Origin of the sequence: Maribacter spongiicola (genome assembly GCF_004364165.1) — a bacterium.
Classification (GTDB): Bacteria; Bacteroidota; Bacteroidia; order Flavobacteriales; family Flavobacteriaceae; genus Maribacter; species Maribacter spongiicola.
In genome coordinates, this window is record NZ_SOAY01000010.1 from 1755540 (window position 1) to 1774472 (window position 18933).

17 protein-coding genes are annotated in these 18933 nt (G+C 35.5%); 10 read left to right on the forward strand and 7 right to left on the reverse strand.

The genetic code is table 11. The features are described from left to right. Positions 1–121: 121 nt before the first annotated feature. Complete coding sequence (gene msrA, locus CLV90_RS07835) at positions 122–829, reverse strand: peptide-methionine (S)-S-oxide reductase MsrA (protein ID WP_133686908.1); 708 nt, start codon at positions 827–829, stop codon at positions 122–124. A gap of 101 nt (positions 830–930) precedes the next feature. Between msrA and CLV90_RS07840 the strand changes: the two genes are divergently transcribed. The 4 genes from CLV90_RS07840 (at position 931) to CLV90_RS07855 (ending at position 3114) form a co-directional block, all read left to right on the forward strand. After that, positions 931–1620 carry a peptidoglycan DD-metalloendopeptidase family protein gene (locus CLV90_RS07840; RefSeq protein ID WP_133686909.1) on the forward strand — a complete coding sequence of 230 codons (690 nt, stop codon included), beginning with the start codon at positions 931–933 and terminating at the stop codon, positions 1618–1620. A gap of 470 nt (positions 1621–2090) precedes the next feature. Continuing rightward, the gene (locus tag CLV90_RS07845; protein ID WP_133686910.1) at positions 2091–2327 is read left to right on the forward strand and encodes a hypothetical protein; all 237 of its coding nucleotides are present in this window, start codon (positions 2091–2093) and stop codon (positions 2325–2327) included. 89 nt (positions 2328–2416) lie between these two features. Further along, a complete protein-coding gene (locus tag CLV90_RS07850; protein ID WP_133686911.1) occupies positions 2417–2629 on the forward strand; it encodes a hypothetical protein in 213 nt (70 codons plus the stop codon). A gap of 245 nt (positions 2630–2874) precedes the next feature. Further along, complete coding sequence (locus tag CLV90_RS07855; protein ID WP_133686912.1) at positions 2875–3114, forward strand: hypothetical protein; 240 nt, start codon at positions 2875–2877, stop codon at positions 3112–3114. 25 nt (positions 3115–3139) lie between these two features. Here CLV90_RS07855 and CLV90_RS07860 read toward each other — a convergent pair whose 3' ends face one another. Beyond that, entirely contained in the window at positions 3140–3847 is a 708-nt protein-coding gene (locus CLV90_RS07860; RefSeq protein ID WP_133686913.1) for an arylesterase, read from the reverse strand. 62 nt (positions 3848–3909) lie between these two features. Here CLV90_RS07860 and CLV90_RS07865 point away from each other — a divergent pair, with 62 nt between their 5' ends. Genes CLV90_RS07865 through CLV90_RS07875 form a run of 3 tightly spaced genes read left to right on the forward strand, consistent with a single transcriptional unit; the run spans position 3910 to position 8867 of the window. Then, entirely contained in the window at positions 3910–4599 is a 690-nt protein-coding gene (locus CLV90_RS07865) for an ABC transporter ATP-binding protein (RefSeq protein ID WP_133686914.1), read from the forward strand. 47 nt (positions 4600–4646) lie between these two features. Continuing rightward, positions 4647–7148, forward strand: a complete 2502-nt coding sequence (locus CLV90_RS07870) for an ABC transporter permease (protein ID WP_133687047.1) — start codon at positions 4647–4649, stop codon at positions 7146–7148. Between the two features lie 60 nt (positions 7149–7208). Continuing rightward, complete coding sequence (locus tag CLV90_RS07875; RefSeq protein ID WP_208295103.1) at positions 7209–8867, forward strand: amidohydrolase; 1659 nt, start codon at positions 7209–7211, stop codon at positions 8865–8867. 57 nt (positions 8868–8924) lie between these two features. Here the strand turns inward: CLV90_RS07875 and CLV90_RS07880 are convergent, their stop codons facing one another. Further along, positions 8925–9446 (reverse strand): hypothetical protein, encoded by a 522-nt coding sequence (locus CLV90_RS07880; protein ID WP_166638545.1) that lies wholly within the window; start codon positions 9444–9446, stop codon positions 8925–8927. A gap of 288 nt (positions 9447–9734) precedes the next feature. Here CLV90_RS07880 and CLV90_RS07885 point away from each other — a divergent pair, with 288 nt between their 5' ends. From CLV90_RS07885 to CLV90_RS19535, 3 genes are all read left to right on the forward strand, one after another. Beyond that, complete coding sequence (locus CLV90_RS07885) at positions 9735–11090, forward strand: DEAD/DEAH box helicase (RefSeq protein WP_133686916.1); 1356 nt, start codon at positions 9735–9737, stop codon at positions 11088–11090. 273 nt (positions 11091–11363) lie between these two features. Then, positions 11364–11621, forward strand: coding sequence for a hypothetical protein (locus CLV90_RS07890; protein WP_133686917.1), 258 nt, complete (start codon positions 11364–11366; stop codon positions 11619–11621). Between the two features lie 50 nt (positions 11622–11671). Beyond that, positions 11672–11794, forward strand: a complete 123-nt coding sequence (locus tag CLV90_RS19535; protein ID WP_279586544.1) for a hypothetical protein — start codon at positions 11672–11674, stop codon at positions 11792–11794. Here the strand turns inward: CLV90_RS19535 and CLV90_RS07895 are convergent. From CLV90_RS07895 to CLV90_RS07910, 4 genes are all read right to left on the reverse strand, one after another. Next, positions 11791–13350 (reverse strand): amidohydrolase family protein, encoded by a 1560-nt coding sequence (locus CLV90_RS07895; protein WP_243835314.1) that lies wholly within the window; start codon positions 13348–13350, stop codon positions 11791–11793. The genes CLV90_RS19535 and CLV90_RS07895 overlap by 4 nt on opposite strands. 144 nt (positions 13351–13494) lie before the next feature. Further along, the gene (locus CLV90_RS07900; protein WP_133686919.1) at positions 13495–14715 is read right to left on the reverse strand and encodes a sensor histidine kinase; all 1221 of its coding nucleotides are present in this window, start codon (positions 14713–14715) and stop codon (positions 13495–13497) included. A 314-nt stretch (positions 14716–15029) separates the two neighbouring features. Next, positions 15030–18389: a preprotein translocase subunit SecA gene (gene secA, locus CLV90_RS07905; RefSeq protein WP_133686920.1), complete on the reverse strand. Its 3360-nt coding sequence runs from the start codon at positions 18387–18389 to the stop codon at positions 15030–15032. A gap of 216 nt (positions 18390–18605) precedes the next feature. Further along, a complete protein-coding gene (locus CLV90_RS07910; protein ID WP_027064442.1) occupies positions 18606–18830 on the reverse strand; it encodes a DUF2795 domain-containing protein in 225 nt (74 codons plus the stop codon). Between the last annotated feature and the right edge of the window lie 103 nt (positions 18831–18933).

An 18933-nucleotide genomic window follows, 5' to 3' on the forward strand; every position in this document is an offset into this window, starting at 1 on the left:
TTAAAACAACCATTTAATTCCGGTATTAGTTAATATAATGTGCAACTCATAAAATTAATCAGTGCATAAAAAAAGCGCCCCTTTTGGGGCGCTTGTCTATAGAAATTTCTTGGGAGATCTTTTAATGGGCACTCTTCTTCAGATAATCTCCAAAGTTCTCTTTAAATCTATTTAATCTCGGTATAGAAACGTTTCTAATATACGAGTTGTTAGGATTATTCTTTTCATAATCTTGATGATATGACTCTGCCTTGTAAAATATAGTATAAGGTACGACTTCTGTTGTAATTGGATCATTATCATACACTTTTTTATCTGTTAGGGCTTGAATATAGCTTTCAATGATATTCTTTTGCTCATCGTTCTTATAAAAAGCGATGGATCGATATTGTCTACCACGATCCGGACCCTGTCTATTTAATTGAGTCGGGTCATGAGAACCAAAGAATACTTGAACCAATTGGGTGAATGAAATTTCATTCGGGTCATAATATACTTCTACTGCCTCGGCATGGTCCGTTTTACCGTAACCTACTTCTTCGTATGTTGGGTTTTTTTGTTCCCCGCCTGCATAACCAGAGACCACTTCTTTTACACCTTTTACACTCTCAAAAATAGCCTCTACACACCAAAAGCATCCGCTGGCAAAATAAGCGGTTTCGTATTTGCTTAATTGTTGCGGACTCAATTTTACTTCTTCCTCAATATCTTCATGATCTGTTTCTGCCATTTCTGTGTTTTCGGAAATGGTATTTTTCTTGACTTTAGATTGGCAACTGGTGGCAATCAAGGTCGCACAGGCCAATAAAGTGATTTGTAATAATTTCATAACAATTTTCTTTTAGCAATTTGTAGGTAATTTACAAAGACCTTACGAGGAAAAGGGTTAAAAAATGTTAATGACATGAATGGATGCTATATTTTTGAGAAATGAATACACTAGTTCTAGCTCTTAAATCTTACTCGACAGAATCGATCTGTATATTAGATACCACTATTTCTTTAGAGGCATATGTGCCTTTAGATCTCTCTAAATACAATGATGATTTGATTGATTTAGATATTACCGATCATGCCGTTTGTCAAACTTATATCGATAGTGTACTAAAAACTAAACAAGGTGTTATCGCCTACGGCGGATATTTAGAACAAAGAAACTTGTATAATGATAAGGAAGGTTTTACCTCTAGCAATAAACCTGTTAGAAATATTCATTTGGGAATTGACTTTTGGTGTGATGCCGGTACTAAAGTCATTACCCCGTTAGACGGAAAGGTTCATAGCTTTAAAAATAATACCACTATTGGTGATTACGGACCAACTATTATTTTAGAACATGTTTTAAATGATATTACCTTCTATACCTTGTATGGTCACCTAGCTGTAGATTCTTTATCAGGCTTATATATAGGAAAGGATTTTAAAGCAGGAGATGTGCTCGCCAACTTAGGTACACCTGATATTAATATAAACTACGCCCCACACCTTCATTTTCAAATTATACAGGACTTAAAAGGTAACGAAGGCGATTACCCAGGAGTGTGTGCTGAAGGACAGCTATCCTTTTATAAAGAGAATTGTCCTGATCCGAATGCGCTATTAAAGTTAGGTGTAGTTTGATTAGATGATGTGTTGTACTTAGTAAAGAGTAATGAGTATTAAATCTGAAGTTGTTAATATTGAGAATAGAAAATAGAGTATAGAGAATAGACTTGTTACGAATTGCAAAATCGGTAAGACTAGATTGCAAAGTAGAAAATAGCGTATTTAGTAAAGCGAATTACTTGAGCAATTACTAACGTTAACATCTTAGTACTTATTACTTAATACTAAAAAAGCGAAGCTTTAAAGGAAACAAACAACCTCTATTTTCTCTATTTTTTTCTCTCTTTTCTATTTTATAAAACTTCGTTTGTCGGTTAACGACATCAATTATCGGTAAGGTGTTTTTAGAGGTGTTGTCGTTTATCGATGCGATTTTACATTTAATCTGAAGTTGTGTCAAGTAACGAGAATTAGGGGTTTTTCAGCGATTCATCACCTAGTAAAACAAGGCCTGCGGCGTTCTATTATTGTAACAAACGCAAGTCATGAAAACAATAATAGCAACAATCTTCATCATCTTTTTAAGCTTCACGGCTCAAGCACAGAACTCTACTGAAGAAGTAAAAGTTGAAACTATTGAGATGAGCATCGTTACTGAAACTACATATGAAGTAAAAGCTAATACTACTTTAGAAGTAGCTAGATTATACAAATTCAAAAACTCAAGAATAAAAAGAGATTTAAACTTCTTAACGAAAGCGAATAAACCAAAAATGGCTTAGTTTTTTGGTATTTAGTAATAAGTATTAAGTAAAGAGTATTGAGTATTAAGTACGAAGTACAAAGTACAAAGTTAGAAGTAAGAAAATAGATGTTCCAAATAGAAAATATAGCTTTGCTAAATTTTCTATTTGGAACAACGAACAACGAACAACGAACAACGAACAACGAACAACGAACAACGAACAACGAACAACGAACAACGAACAACGAACAACGAACAACGAACAACGAACAACGAACAACGAACAACGAACAACCAAAATCTATTCTCTCACCTCTATCTTCTCAATTCTCATTTTAAACTCACCTCTTGTAGTCCTTCTATTTTGCTTAAAGAATATTTTGTAAGAAAAAACGTATTAAATCGATGAACTACACAAATACGTGGTCTAGTGGAAGATTTTTTTGTAGGAAAACGGACTACAAAAAGAAGTAATACATCGAAAAGGAAACTTTTCATCGTAAAAACCGTACCTCTTGTCGAATTCGAAATACGTTTACTTACAAGTAGATGGTTATCTATAAACCAAATTTACCTACTTTATTATGCGTACAATTATTTTTTTACTCCTTGTTATCTGTTTGGGAACCCAGTCCCAAGCACAATCGAAGTCACCAGACACCAAAGTACAGACTATTGTTATGCCCATGGCAGATGTAACAATAAAATCTGACGTAAACGCTCAGGGTTTTCAAACAGCTGCAAGGTTTTTCAAAGTCAAAAATGCAAGAGTTAAACAAGCCTTACTTTTTAAAACAAGAGTACGAACAGTATCTCTTGCCTAGTTTAATTCTTCTCCAAGTACCTCGGTTACCTCCGTTCCCCTTTAGGTAACACGACAGTTTTTAAAATTTCCCAAACATTTTCGGTTACTATTCGCTGCCCTTCTGCAGTTGGGTGAATGCCATCTTCTAAATTCAATTTCGGAATACCGGCAACACCTTCTAATAAAAACGGAATCAACATTATATTATTCGATTCTGCCAAGGCAGGATACATCATCTTAAATTGAGAAGCATAATCTGCACCCATATTTGGTGGTATCTGCATACCTGCCAATATTATTTGTGTTTCAGGGTTTTTATCTTTGACCATTTCGATCATCGATTGCAAATTATTCATAGACTCTGTAATGGGTATTCCTCGTAATCCGTCATTAGCGCCTAATTCCAACACAAAAATATCTACCGGCTGATTTAGAACCCAGTCCAAACGATTTAATCCGCCAGAGGTAGTTTCTCCGCTCAATCCGGAATTTATCACCTTGTAATCCAAGCCTAAAGAATCTAACCGTTGTTGAATTCTATTTGGGAATCCTTCCTTTGTATCTAAGCCATATGCAGCGGTAAGGCTGTTTCCGTAGAACAAAATCACTTTGTCATCCGCAGAAATAGCTTCCTTTTCAACACTACTTACAACTTCTGTTTGGGTGTCAGATGGTTTCTTTTCTGGAGTTTCTCCACATCCAACGAACAACAACACCACTAAAAAATAACGAAACTTTAATACTTTCAACATAGTCTTAACTTATTAGATTCAAAATCATTTGTTTATTTTGTTGTCTTGTACCAAAATGATTTATGACAAAGATATTAAACGTACGTAATCTAAAGAAAACGTATTCAAGCGGATCTAAGAATTTGACAGTTATTGATGATATTACTTTTTCTATTGAAGAAGGCGACACTTTTGCTATTGTTGGTCCGTCAGGTAGTGGAAAAACCACATTATTAGGACTCTGTGCCGGATTAGATGAAATCAACGAGGGCGTAATAGAACTTTGTGGGGAAGATTTAAGTGCCTTGAACGAAGATCAACGTGCGCTTTTAAGAAATGAGAAAGTAGGATTCATTTTTCAAGATTTTCAATTACTGCCCACATTAACGGCTTTAGAGAATGTTAGTGTACCTTTGGAATTACAAGGTGCAGCAAATGCTACTAAAGATGCGATGGAGTTGTTGGCTAAGGTTGGTTTGGGTAATCGTCATGATCATTACCCTTCTCAACTTTCTGGAGGTGAACAGCAGCGGGTTGCTTTGGCACGAGCATTTTCAAACAAGCCTTCTATACTTTTTGCCGATGAGCCAACGGGTAATTTAGATGAGGAAACTGGTGAAAAGGTCATCAAACTTTTATTCGACCTTAATAAAGAAATGGGTACTACATTGGTCATTGTTACTCATGATTTAGAGCTGGCAAACCTGAACAAACATGTATTACGACTTAAAGGTGGTAAAATAGTAATCAACGAAACCACTTCTATATCTTGAATCTAACACAGAGAACATCAAAAGCATCATTTAATTGGTTGTTGAAAATGGCTTGGCGCGATGGTAAGGCAAGTGGTAACCGCTTGTTACTTTTCATGGCTTCCATCATACTAGGTATTGCAGCAGTAGTGTCTATTCAATCTTTTAGTGATAATCTTAAAGATAATATCGGGTTACAATCAAAAGCACTCATGGGTGCAGATTTTTTAATTGATAGTAATCAGCCTGCAAATGAAAGGGTAACTGAATTAATGGATTCTTTAGGCGGATATGATGCTCGTGAGGTCAATTTTGCCTCAATGGCAGCTTTCCCAAAAAGTCTAGCTACAAAATTGGTGCAGGTACGCGCTATTGAAGGGGACTTTCCTTTTTATGGGGAGTTGGAAACTGAACCTGCCTCAGCTGCAAAAGAATATTTAGAAAAAGGTGGAGCGTTGGTCGATGCCACCGCAATGCTTCAATATAATTTAAATCCAGGCGATAGTGTAAAGTTGGGTACAACCACATTTGCCATTGTTGGGTCTTTGATTACCGCACCTGGTAGCACAGGTATTGGTGCTACAGCTGCACCACCTGTTATTGTTCCATTTCGTTTTATGGAAGAAAGCGGACTACTGCAACGTGGTAGCCGTTTGGGATACAACTACTATTTCAATAATGATAATGCAGATTTAGAAGCACTGAGTAAAAATGTAGATCCATTATTAGATGCCGAAAATGCAGATATGGATACCCATACAGATACCAGTGAGCGTTTGGGCCGTAGATATGACAATGTAGGTCGGTTCTTAAATTTGGTCGCATTTATTGCACTGCTCTTAGGATGTGTTGGTATTGCCAGCTCTGTTCATATTTATATAAAAGAGAAATTAAAGGCGGTTGCAGTGCTAAAATGTTTGGGTGCTACACGTAAACAAACCTTTTTAATCTATCTGATTCAAATTGCAGGTATGGGATTGTTGGGCGGACTCATTGGTACGGTAATAGGCTTGTTGTTGCAACAGACATTCCCGCTTATACTTCAAGAGTTTTTACCTTTTCAGGTAGAAATATCTACTTCTTTTCAAGCGATATTCGTCGGCTTATTGTTGGGCGTATGCATGTCGGTTTTATTTGCATTGTCGCCATTAGTAAATACTTGGTTTGTTTCTCCTTTACAGGTATTACGTGTGCAAGAAGATACGAGTAAAAAGGCAAGACCTTATCAAATTTGGGTAGTGGTTGCCATTGTACTTTTTGTATTGTTGTTTGCTTTTTGGTTATTGGGCAGATGGGAGTTTGCATTGAGTTTCGTAGCAGGAATTTTAGTTACATTTTCCATTTTAGCGGGAGTGTCAATTTTATTCATGCGATTGATAAAACGCTACTTCCCCAAGTCTTGGAGTTTTGCTGCCAGACAAAGTTTGTTGAATTTATTCCGACCAAATAACCAGACCGTAGTGTTGATTTTAGCTATAGGGATAGGTACATTTTTAATCAGTACATTATATTTTACAAAAGATTTTCTACTTGCCAAAACCTCGTTCGAAGCGAGTGCTGAGAGTCCGAATTTGATATTATTCGATGTGCAGACAGACCAACGAGATGCTGTAGCAAATACCATTACTCCGAAGGGCTTGCCAGTTATAGATAACATACCGATTGTAACCATGCGTTTAGAGCGTATAAAAGAGCGAGACGTTAATGATATTCGATTAGATACTACAACTAGCGTAAATAAATGGATTCTTAGCCATGAGTTTAGAACAACCTATAGAGATTCTATGATCGGTTCTGAAAAGTTGCTGGAAGGGGATTGGATACCTTCTGTTGATTCTAATGCCAAAGTAATACCTATTTCGTTGGCAGATAATGTAGCAAATGATGCTCTAGTAACTATTGGTGACACCTTAATATTTAATGTTCAAGGAAAATTAATGACTACCGTGGTGGGTAATATTCGTCAAGTAGATTGGGCGCGTATGCAACTTAATTTCTCAATTGTCTTCCCTAAAGGAGTGTTAGAGAATGCACCACAATTTCATGTGGTTACCACAAATGCACCAGATAAAAAGTCTTCAGCTGATTTACAGCGAGAGTTGGTGAAAAAATTCCCCAATGTATCTATCATCGATTTAAGACAAGTAGTAACCTTGGTTGAAGACATTTTAGATAAGATTTCATGGGTCATATCTTTTATGGCATTTTTCAGTATTCTAACTGGTATCATAGTTTTAATTGGCTCTGTACGTAACAGTAAATACCAACGAATTCGTGAAAGCGTTTTACTAAGAACACTTGGTGCTCAGAGTAAACAGATATTGAAAATTAATGCGTTAGAGTATTTATTTCTTGGTGTTTTGGGCAGTGGAGTAGGGGTTTTACTTTCTTTACTTAGTAGTTTTTTATTGGCGTATTTCATTTTCGACACACCATTTGTGCCTTCATGGGTACCATTTTTAGTGGTATTACCTGGTATTACACTATTGGTTCTTACCATCGGTTTAATGAATAGTAGAGGGGTCTTGAATAGTCCGCCGTTGCAGGTATTGAGAAAAGAGGGTAATTAAGAAGAAGTTTTTCAATGGAAATGCTAACAATTGCATTTTTACTTTTCTACCTTTAATAGCATGAAAAAGCAACTATTCTTTTTATTGGTGACTACATTATTGTTATGCTCTTGTGGTACTGATAGTGTAAAAGCAGATATGATAATTACCAATGCCAATATTTGGATAGGTAATACTAAATCTCCAAAAGCCGAGGCTATGGCTATAAAGGCAGATACTATTTTGGCTATTGGCTTTTTAGATGATATTCAAAAGTATAAAGGATCAAGTACTGAGGTTAAAGATGTAGGAGGAAAATTCATAGCCCCAGGATTTATAGATACCCATGTGCATTTATTAATGGGTGGTAATAGCCTTTTAAGTGTACAATTAAGAGATGCTAGCACAAAGCAGGAATTTATTGATAGAATCTCTGAGTTTGCTAAAAAGATAAAATCTGGTCAGTGGATTGTTGAAGGAAATTGGGATCACACCCTTTGGGGAGGAGAGTTACCTAATAAAGACTGGATAGATGAATTTACAGGTGATAACCCTGTTGCGATTTATAGAATGGACGGTCATATGATTTTAGCCAATTCAGCAGCACTCAAAATTGCGGGTATAGATGAGAATAGTCCTGATGTAGAAAATGGAGAAATTGTCAAAAATCCTGATGGTACTCCAAGCGGTATTCTTAAAAGTGAAGCAATGTATTTAGTTTTAAATAAAATACCTAAACTTACCGATTCGGAAAAAGAAGAAGCCCTAAGTGCAGCCCAAGATTATTTAGTTTCTCAGGGCGTAACCACCGTACATGATGTAGATAGTTTAGGTGGTTACGAGATTTTAGATAAGATGAATTCTAATAAACAACTGAAGGTGAGAGTGTATGCTGCCGATCCGTTGAAGTATTGGAAAACTGTTGCTAAGGATACAAAAGATTCAAAATGGTTGAAAAATGGTCTCATGAAGGGTTTTGTAGACGGGTCTTTAGGCTCGCACACGGCAGCTTTTGATGAACCCTATTCAGATAAGCAAGATGATAAGGGTCTGTTTATTGTCGATGTAGATAGTTTAGGTAGCTGGATTTCTAATGCCGATAAAAAGCAATTGCAAATTACCGTTCATGCTATTGGTGATCGAGCAAACAGTACTATTCTAAACTTATATGATGGTGTAGTTCAAAATAATGGTAAAAATGACCGACGATTAAGAATAGAACATGCGCAACATTTGAATGTAGAAGATATCAATAGATTTTTTAAACTAGATGTTATTACCAGCATGCAGCCATATCATGCTATTGATGATGGTAGATGGGCAGAAGAGCTTATCGGACATCAGCGAATTAAAACTACCTATGCTTTTAAGTCTCTATTAGATGCAAATACGACTTTAGTGTTTAGTAGTGATTGGCCCGTGGCACCTGCTTCTCCATTATATGGTATATACGCAGCGGTTACTAGAAGAACCTTAGATGATAACAATCCTGATGGTTGGGTTCCTGAGCAGAAAATTAATGTGGAACAAGCATTAGCTGCATATACAAAAGATGCTGCTTACAGCTCTTTTGATGAAGACATAAAAGGAACATTAGAACCAGGCAAGTTGGCTGATTTTGTTATTCTTAATGAAAATATTTTTCAAATTGATGCTACAACTATTAAAGATGTAAAAGTTTTGGAGACTTATGTTGGTGGTAAAAAGATGTACAATAATGATTTAGATACTAATAGGTGATATATAAAATGTACTGATAAGAAAAGAACAAAAGCTGATTGATTTAACACCTAATGTCTATTCGCTTTGAGTAGGTTTACCCATATAAATATAGAGTCTGTCATTTGTATTCGGGTCAAGAAATCGAAACAATTTTGTTCGTATTGTTGGAAGTTGAAAGTCTTCTTCATTATATACTTCTAATAAAAGTGATGCATAATTTGAACGAGAAAAACCTCCGTTTTTTGTAGTAATTTCAGATACCCGTTGATTAAATAGCATGCTTTTTGATTGCGCTATATTTCTATAGTGTATTAATGGCATCGTTTTCATAGTTTTTGCCAGTTCGTAATTATAGTGCTGAGAATTTAGTGTTAGCGAATCTCCCAAAGCAAAATCACTCACTATTTCATAAGCACTATCCTTGCTTATTTCTTTTAAAAGGTTGACGTAGTTTTTATAGCTGCCATCTGAAACTACTTTTTTAATAATAAGTTCTTGCTCAAAATCATCTAATACTTTTAGTAGTGCTGTGTGGTATTCTGGGTATTGTTTGGCAATGGCATCATTAAAAGCTTCATCATATGTCTTATTAATCATTTGGGCAGAAATTTCATTTACAAATAAAAGGAATATCGATACGAATAGGATTGTATTTGATTTCATTAGATAAGAGTAATATGTTCTATTTGAAATATAATAATTTATGTTGTATTCAATTAATAATTTCAAAGTAAACTATTTCAATATGTCTACTTAAATGAAAATGCGCTTTATCCTTTTATAATTAAAAGCCATTTTAGACTTAATTATCGATAAATCTCTCACTTTATGTGATTTGTCAACTAATCGACATAGCTTTGCGCTTTAATTACAAAAGTGATTGTTATGGCGTTGTTTACCGATTTAAAGATTTCTAGAAATTTAGAGAAAGCTCTGGCTGATTTAGGTTTCGAAAATACAACCCCAATTCAAGAGAAAGCTTTCCCTATTGTAATGAGTGGTAGTGATGTTGTTGGTATTGCTCAAACAGGTACCGGTAAAACATTTGCTTACCTGCTTCCTATTTTAAATACCCTTAAGTTTTCTAAAGAAATTCATCCGAAGGTAATTATTCTTGTGCCTACTCGTGAGTTGGTGGTACAAGTTGTAGAAGAGGCTGAGAAACTGGCTAAATATTCCGGAATTCGTGTGCTGGGTGTATTTGGTGGTAAAAGTATGTTGCGCCAAAAAGAAGCTTTGTCATTGGGTACAGATGTTCTAGTAGCAACACCGGCAAGATTGTATGATTTAATTCTTACTAAAGCGGTTCAATTAAAACAAGTGAAGAAGCTTGTTATCGATGAGGTCGATGTTATGTTAGATCTAGGTTTTAGATTTCAGCTGGTAAATATTTTTGAACTTTTACCACAGAAGAGACAGAATATTATGTTTTCGGCCACGATGACCGATGATATTGAATTGTTTATAACCGATTTCTTTACGGGCGTTCAGAAAATTGCGATTGCCGTTAGCGGAACTCCACTAGAAAATATTACCCAATACGGGTATGCTACACCTAACTTTTATACGAAAGTAAATCTGTTGGTCAATTTATTGCAAAATGAAGAGACGTACCACAAGGTGTTAGTATTTGTTTCAAGTAAGCGAAGTGCCGATTTACTGTTTAAAGAATTGGCAGAGTTCTTTAGTGAAGAAATATGTATTATTCACTCGAACAAAACGCAAAATTATAGACTACGATCTATTAATCAGTTTGACGAGGGTAAGAACCGTATTTTGGTAACTACCGATGTTATGGCTCGTGGATTGGATTTACAAGAGATATCTCACGTTATAAACTTTGACACGCCTAAATTTCCTGAAAACTATATGCACCGAATCGGTAGAACGGGTAGGGCTGAGAAAGAAGGGACTTCTATTCTTTTATTTACAGAGAAAGAAGAAGAGGCTAAAGATGCTATTGAAGATTTGATGTCGCATAAAGTCAATTTATTGCCATTGCCTAATGATGTTCAAATTGCAACGCAACTTACTTTCGACGAGCAACCTAAACACAAAGAGCATGAGAATCCTTTAAATATTAATGAAGATGAACGTGGAGCTAGTTTTCACGAAAAGTCTGACAAGAATAAAAAGGAAAATCAAGGAGGTTCGTATAAGCGTATCATTAAAAAGAAATACACAAAATCGAAAACTCGTGGCGATAAGAATTTCGGTAAACGCGGAAGACACAAAAAGTAAGCTTCATTTACTTCATTTTAATTCATTCTATTTCCTATATATAGTTAGTCTTTTGGACCCCAATTTCAGAGGTATTGTACATTTCACATATTTAAAATTTCGATGAAATACACACCAAGTCGGTGTGGTGTTTTTTGGTCAAAAACCGTTCGTCGACACTTTTTGTCGATTCGTCTCAGATTTTTACCCTAGCCGAAAATTATAGCAGTTTAGCGAGGTCAAGATGCTTAATCGTAGACCTCAAAGTACTTTTACATTGTTCAACATTACGATATGAAAGCACTTGTAACCTTACTAATAATAATTTTCGCTGGCGCATTAGCAATAGCACAAACTCCCCAAACAGATGATAAAATTAACACTACTGAAGTGGGTGTTGTTTTGGTTGATAGCTCTGACAATACTGGCGACGAAAAAAAGATTCAAATTATTGATGAAACGTCAGTAGCACGTCTGTACAGATACGCTAATGCTAGAGTTAACAAAGAATTAGCATTCGCTACCCAAAAGTCATATGGTAAGTTGGCATAATCTTTGCCCTATAAAAAAGGTGTAATGAAGCACCTTATAAATTTTTAATTATGATGTTACTTTCAATTATAATACCAGCACTTATTGTTATTGCAACTATTGCATTCACTTCAGCTAAGAACGAGAAAAAAGTACGTCCAATTAAAGTGCCGGTAAATAAACGTAAGTTTTAATTCTTTATACCAGGCTGCTTAATGGTGTAGTTATTTTTAGCTTTAGCCTCATCTACTTGTCTTTTGACATCTGCCAATAATGCTTTAGAGTCATAAACGATTCCATCTTTAACGGTAAATTTTACGCCACCAACACGAACCACCTCATTATCATCGGTCAGTTTTATAGCTCCTGTGCCATACAGTACTTTGAAGTTTTGAAGCGGATTTTCCTCAACAATGACAAAGTCTGCCAATTTGCCTATGGTTACAGAACCTAGTTTGTCATCCATGCCTAATGCTTCAGCTCCGTTTAAGGTTGCCGATTGTATAATTTCTAACGGATGAAATCCTGCTTCTCGCATTAATTCCAATTCTCGTATATAAGCAAAGCCGTATAGTTGGAATATGAATCCGGAATCTGATCCCGTTGTTACTCTTCCACCTCTATTTTTATATTCATTGATAAAGGTCATCCACAGTTTATAATTCTTTCTCCAGGCAACTTCTTGCTCTGTACCCCAGTCATGCCAGTAAGAACCGTGAGAAACTTTACTAGGCTGATAAAACTCCCATAAAGAAGGTAATGTATAATCTTCATGCCATTCAGCCCTTCTAGCACGCTGTAAATCTCTACTAGCTTCATAAATATTGAAAGTAGGATCTAAGGTGAAATCCAGCGCTAATAATTCATTCATAACATTATTCCAATGCTCAGAATATGGTTCTGCAGCTTGTTCCCATAATTTTCCTGCATTTTCAAAGCGATCTTGCTCGTTTTGGTAGTTATAGTCCAACGGAAAATCTTGTACCGTTCTATCATCGAATAATGCTTCAGGTAAACCATACCAATGCTCCATAGAGGTCAATCCCGCTCTAGCGGAATGTAATACATTCCAACGGGCAACACTCATTTGTGCATGGTGGCATGCAGATCCTAATCCTAACTTTTTGTTTTCATCTAATGCTGCCGCCATAATCGCCGGTTCGGCACCAAAGAATTTAATTCCATCAGCTCCTTTTTTGGCATTGGCGCGTACCCATTCCCTCGCTTGCTCGGGTGTAGAAATCGGAATATCGTTCAACGGATTAAAAGATTTACTCGTTTGCCCGAAAGCAGTATATGAAATAATTCGCGGGGCGATGATTTCGTTTTTCTCGCTTTTATGTTTTAGATCCATCGCAATGTCAATACCTCTTCCTGCAACTTCACGTACGGTTGTAACTCCGTGAGCCATCCATAGTTTAAAAACATAATCTGGATCAGCGCCTTGGGCTTCACCCCCAATATGGGTATGCATATCTATAAAGCCTGGCATTAAGTACATACCGGTACAGTCTAATTCTTTTCCGCCTGCTTTTAATTGCGGTCTTTTAGTGTCATCGATAGCGACACCTGGGTAACCAACAACTTTTACTTCTTTTATAATGTTATTTTCAACTACTATATCTATTGGTCCTTGTGGTGGAGCTCCATTACCGTTAATGAGCATAACGCCCCTAATTATTAATTGTGAATGTGGACCATCGCCTTGTAGTGATTGGGCGTTGACGGAAAGCAAGACAGCGAAAGTCATTGCTGTGGCGAGCAGTAATTTGCGGAACATAAAGCGGTTGTTTGAGTTAGTTACTTTAAATATAGACAAAGCAACAGAAATAATAGTAACAGTTAACCAACTTTAAATTGGAATAATGATTTTAGTATTTAAGAGAGGTATTCTTTAAGCTACAGGAGATAATTGCTGCTTAATTTCTTGAAATTTTATAATGTAATTAGTTCCTTTTTTAGAATTATCGCGTTCTATAGTACCACGTAATTGACGTGTAAGATTGTGAATCAGTTTTAAACCTAAAGACTTAGTGGTTTTATGATTGATAGTTTCAGGGAAACCTATACCATTATCACCAATTTCTAAAATATAACAGTTTTCTTTTTCGGTATCTTGTCTAAGCTTAATACTGATTTCTCCTTCATTATCACCTTTGATGCCATACTTTAAGGCATTGGTCAATGTTTCATTAATTAAAAGTCCTAATGGAATGGCGGTATCTATACCTAATTTTATGTTGGGAATATCAATTTTCAAATCAACATTATTAACATTTCCTTTTATGGAACGAATTAAATATTCACCTAATTCTAGCACGTAAGATTTGTACTCAATATGGCTAATATCGTTGCGCATGTAAAGCATTTCGTGAACCATGGCCATCGCAATAACTCTATTTTGAGTACCTTTCAGAAGCCCTCTCATTGGTCCTGTTTCAATATTTCTAGATTGTAGGCTTAGCAAGCTAGAGACTGTTTGAAGGTTGTTTTTTACTCTGTGATGTACTTCTTTTAAAAGATTTTGTTTTTCGCTAACCTGTATCGCTAAATCTTTCTTGGATCTGTACATGTCGTTATATGTCTTCAACAGTGTTTTTACTAAAGTGTTACCTAAAATAAAGACTGAAAATAAAACGGAAACTAGACTAAATATCGCACTGGAGCTTTCTGGAACTACATTTTTTGTAAAACTAAACTCAGGAATTGATTGTGTAAAAACTAATAGTATGAGTACTACAATAATATTTAGATAGACTCTACCATATCTCGTACTTGTAATAAAACCACCAACGGCAATAAGAGGTATCATAAATATGAAAGGACTATGAATGCCGCCACTATACAAGGTTACGATTACTGCACATATTAACCCGAAGATCGATGAAATATTAAATGTCGGTAAAATATTCTTATGAACTTTGAAATATAGTAGATTGATAATATTCAATAAGGCAAAGCCAAATAGTAGAAATGGAATAACTTGAGTAATATTCAGAACAAAATAACACAATGCTCCAAATAGGATGGAGATAATGCTAGTGGTATAATTTACCCTTAAGAAAAGTTTGGTTTTATCCTGAAGACGTTCTTTGTCAATGGTAAATCCGGGCATAGATATTATTTAGGTACTATAAAATATACGAATTACGTAATGTAAATCTAATTATGTTTTTATCATTATACTAGTATTTTTTGCTTTAGTATGATAAAAGCCATTATTATTTTTCTGAATTACATATTTTTTTTACCTAAATATTGGTTAAAAATATTAAATCAATTGTTAATTAAGCAATTCAGTAAATAATCTTGAAAAAAGGATTCAATTAGTAATAGTTTCTATAAGGTTTATTTATAGCTGGTTAGCATCAGAAAACAAAAAAGGCACCCGATAGGGTGCCTTTTTAAAACTTATAATTTCTATATAATTTAATCTTGAGTCAACACCCACGAACCATTTTGTAAAAGTGGCTCGGCTTGTTTGAACTTTACCGTTTTACTCTCTCCGCTCATTACATTTTTAATGGTAACACGTTCGTTACGACCAATTTTTGGCTGTTCTCTAGTAATGGTTTCTGTCACTGCAGGACGTTCAGCTTGATTTTGACTAACCGCTCTACTACGTGCCGCTAATTCATCGCTATTAGGAATTTCTTCTTTCGTCGTTTGTAAATTCTCTTTACGTTGAACTTTTCTTTCTTCTTGAATAGCATTTGGGTTCTCTGAAGGTAATTCTCCTTTGAACAAGAAAGAGACAACATCTTTATTTACTTTCTCGATCATTGATTTAAATAGTTCAAATGCTTCGAACTTGTAAATTAATAAAGGGTCTTTTTGTTCGTGAACCGCTAATTGTACAGATTGCTTCAACTCATCCATCTTACGTAAATGCGTTTTCCAAGAATCATCTATTATAGCCAATGAGATGTTCTTCTCAAAATCTGTAATCAGTTGCTTACCGTTACTATCATATGCTTCTTGAAGGTTGGTGACAACATTCAAGCTTTTTATTCCGTCAGTAAAAGGCACTACAATACGCTCAAAGTTATTGGCATTATCTTCATGTACCTTTTTAATTACAGGGAAAGCTGCTGCAGCATTACGCTCCATCTTGTCATTATAATATTCGTAAGCTGCCTTATAAATTTTACCGGTAATTTCTTGAGCGGTCATTTTACCAAATTCAGCCTCATCTACAGGTGATGTAATAGAGAAGTATTTGATCAATTCAAATTCTAGATTCTTAAAATCACTTGCAGCTTTATTGCTTTCTACGATTACCTCACAGGTGTCATAAACCATATTGGCAATATCTAGCTTTAAACGCTCACCTTGTAATGCATGACGTCTTCTTTTGTACACAACTTCACGTTGCGCGTTCATTACATCATCATACTCTAAAAGACGCTTACGTACACCGAAGTTGTTTTCTTCAACTTTCTTTTGGGCACGTTCAATTGATTTAGTCATCATGCTATGCTGAATAACTTCACCATCTTCCAAGCCCATTTTATCCATCATCTTAGCAACTCTGTCAGAACCGAATAAACGCATTAGGTTATCTTCTAAAGAAACATAAAATTGAGAGCTACCTGGATCTCCTTGACGTCCAGAACGACCTCTTAACTGTCTATCTACACGACGAGAATCATGTCTTTCCGTACCTATAATTGCTAATCCGCCTGCTTTCTTAACCGCATCAGATAACTTAATATCTGTACCACGACCAGCCATGTTGGTTGCAATAGTTACAATACCTGCATTACCAGCTTCAGCAACTACATCTGCTTCTTTCTTGTGAAGTTTCGCGTTCAGTACATTATGTGGCACTTTACGAACACTCAATAATTTAGATAACAATTCTGATATTTCTACAGAGGTAGTACCGATCAATACAGGTCTGCCTGATTGACTAATTTTGGTTACCTCTTCAATAATTGCATTGTATTTTTCTCTTTTTGTTTTGTAGATAAGATCATTTTTATCTTCTCTGGCGATAGGTCTGTTGGTAGGAATTTCCATTACATCTAACTTGTAGATTTCCCAGAATTCACCAGCTTCTGTAACAGCAGTACCTGTCATACCAGCAAGTTTGCTGTACATTCTAAAGTAGTTCTGTAAAGTAACCGTTGCAAAAGTTTGAGTTAATGCTTCGATCTTTACATTCTCTTTTGCTTCAATTGCTTGGTGTAAACCGTCAGAGTATCTACGACCGTCCATAATACGACCGGTCTGTTCATCTACGATCATCACCTTATTATCCATTACCACATACTCCGTATCCTTTTCGAATAGGGTATAAGCCTTTAATAATTGGCTCATGGTATGTATACGTTCACTTTTAATAGTGAAATCTTTAAAAAGCTCTTCCTTAAGTTCAGCTTCTTTTTCAATTTCAAGATTTTGATTTTCAATCTTGGCAATTTCTCCACCAATATCTGGCATCACGAAGAAATCTTTATCCTGCTCACCCGAAATATAATTAACTCCTTTATCGGTCAATTCTATTTGGTTATTTTTTTCATCGATTACAAACAATAAATCTTCATCAACAACTGGCATTTCCCTGTTGTTGTCTTGCATGTAATAATTCTCTGTTTTTTGAAGTAATTGTTTTACTCCCTCTTCACTTAAGAATTTGATTAATGCTTTGTTTTTAGGTAGACCACGGTAGACTCTTAACAATAAGAATCCGCCTTCTTTAGTATCACCCTCTGCAATCAATTTTTTAGCTTCTGCTAATACACCCGTTAAATGCTGACGTTGCTTTCTAACAATCTCGTCAACCTTTGGTTTTAGTTCATTGAATTCATGACGATCACCCTCTGGTACCGGACCAGATATAATCAATGGAGTACGGGCATCATCTACCAAAACTGAATCGACTTCATCGACCATGGCGTAATTATGCGGGCGTTGTACCAAATCTTTTGGCGTATGCGCCATATTATCCCTTAGGTAATCAAAACCGAATTCATTATTGGTGCCGTAAGTAATATCAGCATTGTAGGCTGCTCGTCTACCATCAGAATTTGGTCTGTGGTAATCGATACAATCTACAGAAAGTCCGTGAAATTGAAATATAGGTGCCATCCAAGCACTATCCCTTTTTGCTAAGTAATCATTAACGGTTACTAAATGCGCACCGTTACCACTTAAGGCATTTAAATATAAGGGTAGGGTAGCAACAAGTGTTTTACCTTCACCAGTTTGCATCTCTGCAATTTTACCTTGGTGCATGGCTATACCACCAATAAGTTGTACATCATAATGTACCATGTCCCAAGTAACTTCTTTACCTGCGGCGTCCCAAGAGTTTTTCCAAATTGCTTTGGCGCCTTCAAGAGTGACATAATCTTTGGAACCTGACAACGTTCTGTCATATTCAGAAGCTGTCACTTCTAAAGTTTCATTATTTGCAAAACGCTTGGCAGTTTCCTTCACAACAGCAAAAGCTTCTGGAAGTATTTTATTTAAAGTCTCTTCAGAAATGGTATAAGATTCTTCTTTTAATCTATCTATTTCAGTGTAAATATCTTCATTTTTGTCAATGTCGGTAGAGTTTTTAACCTCTTCTTCTAAAGCACTTATTTGATCTGTTTTTTCTTTAATAGATTCTTGAATAGCCTTCTTGAAATCTATTGTTTTCTGCCTAAGTTCGTCGTGACTTAGGGATTCTAACTTCGATTCGAATGACTTTATTTGGTCTACTAAAGGCTGTAATTCCTTTACGTCTTTTTGTGACTTATCACCAACGAATGCCTTTAGGATGGAATTAATGAAACTCATATATTTTAAACTATTAGAATTGAAACTTTTCTGACTATTATTCTAGCAAGAATAACTTTCAAAATATTTTATATTCGACAATTATAATCGATGCTGTTTAAGAGCAAAAGGTATTCCAGTCTTGATAATTGGACAGTTTAACCTAATAACCTGCCAAAATTACATAAAAAAAAAGCCTCCGAAGAGACTTTTTAGTAGTTATTATAATATCGAATATTAATATTCGTCCTCGTTCCAGAGGTAGTCTTCTTCCGTTGGATAGTCAGGCCAGATCTCTTCGATAGATTCATATATTTCGCCACCTTCTTCTTCCATAGATTGTAAATTTTCTACGACTTCAAGAGGGGCTCCAGTTCTGATGGAGTAATCTATTAACTCATCTTTACTTGCCGGCCAAGGTGCATCACTTAAATAAGATGCTAATTCTAATGTCCAATACATAGTAATAGTTTAATTTTAATTTTTTGCAAAAGTAATTTTTAAATTGAGACAGCAAAGAAATTAATAATAAATTTCATATTTATCTCGTACTTTTTTTGCATTT

Excerpts from the sequence above, each read along its gene's own strand:
- msrA (WP_133686908.1), bottom strand. The coding sequence starts at position 829 with ATGAAATTATTACAAATCACTTTATTGGCCTGTGCGACCTTGATTGCC.
- CLV90_RS07840 (WP_133686909.1), top strand. The coding sequence starts at position 931 with ATGAATACACTAGTTCTAGCTCTTAAATCTTACTCGACAGAATCGATC.
- CLV90_RS07845 (WP_133686910.1), top strand. The coding sequence starts at position 2,091 with ATGAAAACAATAATAGCAACAATCTTCATCATCTTTTTAAGCTTCACG.
- CLV90_RS07850 (WP_133686911.1), top strand. The coding sequence starts at position 2,417 with ATGTTCCAAATAGAAAATATAGCTTTGCTAAATTTTCTATTTGGAACA.
- CLV90_RS07855 (WP_133686912.1), top strand. The coding sequence starts at position 2,875 with ATGCGTACAATTATTTTTTTACTCCTTGTTATCTGTTTGGGAACCCAG.
- CLV90_RS07860 (WP_133686913.1), bottom strand. The coding sequence starts at position 3,847 with ATGTTGAAAGTATTAAAGTTTCGTTATTTTTTAGTGGTGTTGTTGTTC.
- CLV90_RS07865 (WP_133686914.1), top strand. The coding sequence starts at position 3,910 with ATGACAAAGATATTAAACGTACGTAATCTAAAGAAAACGTATTCAAGC.
- CLV90_RS07870 (WP_133687047.1), top strand. The coding sequence starts at position 4,647 with ATGGCTTGGCGCGATGGTAAGGCAAGTGGTAACCGCTTGTTACTTTTC.
- CLV90_RS07875 (WP_208295103.1), top strand. The coding sequence starts at position 7,209 with ATGAAAAAGCAACTATTCTTTTTATTGGTGACTACATTATTGTTATGC.
- CLV90_RS07880 (WP_166638545.1), bottom strand. The coding sequence starts at position 9,446 with ATGATTAATAAGACATATGATGAAGCTTTTAATGATGCCATTGCCAAA.
- CLV90_RS07885 (WP_133686916.1), top strand. The coding sequence starts at position 9,735 with ATGGCGTTGTTTACCGATTTAAAGATTTCTAGAAATTTAGAGAAAGCT.
- CLV90_RS07890 (WP_133686917.1), top strand. The coding sequence starts at position 11,364 with ATGAAAGCACTTGTAACCTTACTAATAATAATTTTCGCTGGCGCATTA.
- CLV90_RS19535 (WP_279586544.1), top strand. The coding sequence starts at position 11,672 with ATGATGTTACTTTCAATTATAATACCAGCACTTATTGTTATTGCAACT.
- CLV90_RS07895 (WP_243835314.1), bottom strand. The coding sequence starts at position 13,350 with ATGACTTTCGCTGTCTTGCTTTCCGTCAACGCCCAATCACTACAAGGC.
- CLV90_RS07900 (WP_133686919.1), bottom strand. The coding sequence starts at position 14,715 with ATGCCCGGATTTACCATTGACAAAGAACGTCTTCAGGATAAAACCAAA.
- secA (WP_133686920.1), bottom strand. The coding sequence starts at position 18,389 with ATGAGTTTCATTAATTCCATCCTAAAGGCATTCGTTGGTGATAAGTCA.
- CLV90_RS07910 (WP_027064442.1), bottom strand. The coding sequence starts at position 18,830 with ATGTATTGGACATTAGAATTAGCATCTTATTTAAGTGATGCACCTTGG.